The organism is Streptomyces sp. NPDC059142, from assembly GCF_042755665.1.
GTDB lineage: Bacteria > Actinomycetota > Actinomycetes > Streptomycetales > Streptomycetaceae > Streptomyces.
The window spans coordinates 11,605-13,834 of the sequence record NZ_JBHZDA010000105.1 but is presented as its reverse complement, the minus strand read 5'-3'; the positions used below and the strand labels follow the sequence as shown (position 1 = coordinate 13,834).

Genomic DNA, 2,230 nt, shown 5'->3' with positions numbered 1-2,230 from the left:
GTTTTTGTTTTAAGGTCGGTGGGGTAGGTTTTTTTTTTTAGGCCCATGGCGCGGGGGGGGGGGGGGCCCCCCCCCCCCTGGCGGGGGGGGCCGCGGAACTCGTCCCGTACGGTGACGCGCCGGCCCTGGCGGAGGCGGTGACCGGCCTGCTGGGCGACCCGGCGCGGCGTGCCCGGCTGGTCGCGGCGGGCCGGGCGCAGGCGGCCACCTGGCCGACGGAGGACGAGACGATCGCGCAGGTGCTCTGCGTCTACGACGAACTGACGGAGCGGGGCCGCCCGCTGCGCTGACCGACCGGAGCGGGCGCGAGGCGGCAGGGGCGGGCTGGAGGCGGCAGGGGCGCGGGTGGCGGGCCGGGCCGCGGAGGGCCGGAGCGCGGGAGCGCGGGAGCCGCCCCGGGCGCGGCCTCACGCGCCGGGCGTGTGGCGGCGGGCCCGTAGCGCCAGGCTCAGGGCCAGCACCGTCTGCGGATCGTCCAGGTCCGTGCCCAGCAGCTCGGAGATCCGGCCCAGCCGGTTGTAGAGCGTCTGCCGGTTGAGATGCAGCTCCCGCGCCGTCTCCGCCTTGCGCCCCGCGTGCGCCAGATAGGTCTCCAGCGTCGGCAGCAGCGCGGGCCGCGCCGAGCGGTCATGGGCACGCAGCGGGCCGATCGCGCGGTCCACGAAGGCCGCCAGATCCGGATGCTCCCGCAGCCGCCACAGCAGCAGATCGATGTCCAGCCTGCGGGCGTCGTACCAGGCCCTGTCCGGCAGCCCCCGCGCCGCGGCGGCCGTCTCCGCCGCGTGGCGCAGGCTCGCGCCCGCCGCCGCCCAGCCGCCCGCCACCCCCACCACGACCACCGGCGGCGGCGCGCCCGGCCGCTCCAGGCCCGCGCGGGCCACGCCCGCCCGCAGCGCCGCCGCGACCCGGTCGGCCACCGCCGTACGCTCGGCCTCGGAGCGCAGCCCCAGCAGCACCGGAACCCGGCCCTCCACGGGCCGTACCCCCAGCAGCACCGGAACGCCCACCGAGGCCAGCTCCTCCAGCAGCACCCCGGCCGGCAGCGCCCCGCTCCCCGCCGTCGGCAGCCCGGCGCCGGACTCCCGGCCCGCCGTGCCGCCCTGCCCCAGCCGCATCACCACCGGCAGCAGCGGCCCGTCGCCCGGCCGGAACCCCAGCACCCGCGCCCGCGCCGGCGCGTCCTCGGCGCGGATCCGGCCCTCCGCGAGATCGGTGAGGAAGTCGCCCCGGCCGCGCGCCGCCAGCTCCTCCTCCTGGCGCGCCTGCATCAGCACGACCGCGAGCAGCCCCGCCGCGCGCTCGGCCGCCAGCCGGTGCACCGGAAGCGGCCCGGCCGCCACGGCGGGGATCACCAGCCGGGCCCGTACCGCCCCCGTACCGTGGCCGCCGCCCGCCACGTCCACCAGCACCGCGCCCGCCGGCGGCCCCGCCGCCCGCGCCGCGCGCCGGCCGCGCAGCCCCGTCCAGACCTCCAGCGGATCGGCGGCGGCCGGGTCCTGGCCGGGGGCCGCCGCGTACAGGAGCCGGCCCTCCGCCGTCTCCAGGAAGACCGGGTTGCCCGCGAACTCCGCGAGGATCCGCAGCACCCGCTCCACCCCGCCCCCGCCCAGCAGGGCCTCGGTGCAGCGCCGGTGGACCTCCTCGGCCTGCCGCAGCAGCGCGTAGTGGCCGTTCACGATCTCGGTGTGGATCTCCTCGGTCACCGAGACGAACGGCACCTCCCGGTGGAGCTGCACCAGCGGCAGCCCCGCCGTCCGCGCCGCGTCCACGAGCGCCGGGGGCAGCCGGTCGAACCGGGCGCCCAGCTCCACCACCAGCGCCGCGATGCCCCGATCCGCGAGCCGGCGGACGAAGGCGCGCTGTTCGGCGGGGCGGCTGCCCAGGGCGAGACCGGTCGTCAGCAGCAGTTCGCCGCCCTTGAGGAGCGAGGCGATGTTCGGCGCCTCGCCCGCGTGCACCCAGCGCACCGTACGGTCCAGGGCCTCACCGCAGGCCACCACCTCCGGCAGACCGTCCCGGAGTCCCGGCAGCTCAAGAGCCCGCCGCACGGTGATGCCGCCCTGAGTCCCCATGAGCCGGAGGCTACTGGACGGGCCCGGGGCCCGGGTACGCAGCACGCGCGGAGACCCCGGACGCGGGAAGGGCCCGGACGGTGCGGCCCGCGGCCCGCCCGCCGGGCCCCGCCCGTGGCCTTCCCCCCCGCCCGGAGCCGCCGTAGGCGCCCGACGCC

1 protein-coding gene and 1 pseudogene are annotated in these 2,230 nt (G+C 79.1%); one reads left to right on the top strand and one right to left on the bottom strand.

Annotated elements, in window-relative coordinates; translation table 11 throughout:
- Positions 1-71: 71 nt before the first annotated feature.
- Positions 72-290, top strand: a pseudogene (locus ACFXPK_RS27965) (glycosyltransferase); the annotation flags it as partial.
- 117 nt (positions 291-407) lie between these two features.
- Here ACFXPK_RS27965 and ACFXPK_RS27960 read toward each other — a convergent pair.
- Positions 408-2,072, bottom strand: coding sequence for a PucR family transcriptional regulator (locus ACFXPK_RS27960; protein ID WP_385079766.1), 1,665 nt, complete (start codon positions 2,070-2,072; stop codon positions 408-410).
- Positions 2,073-2,230 lie beyond the last annotated feature (158 nt).

Bases quoted from the DNA above. Each gene is read 5' to 3' on its own strand.
- ACFXPK_RS27960 (WP_385079766.1), bottom strand. From the start codon at position 2,072: ATGGGGACTCAGGGCGGCATCACCGTGCGGCGGGCTCTTGAGCTGCCG.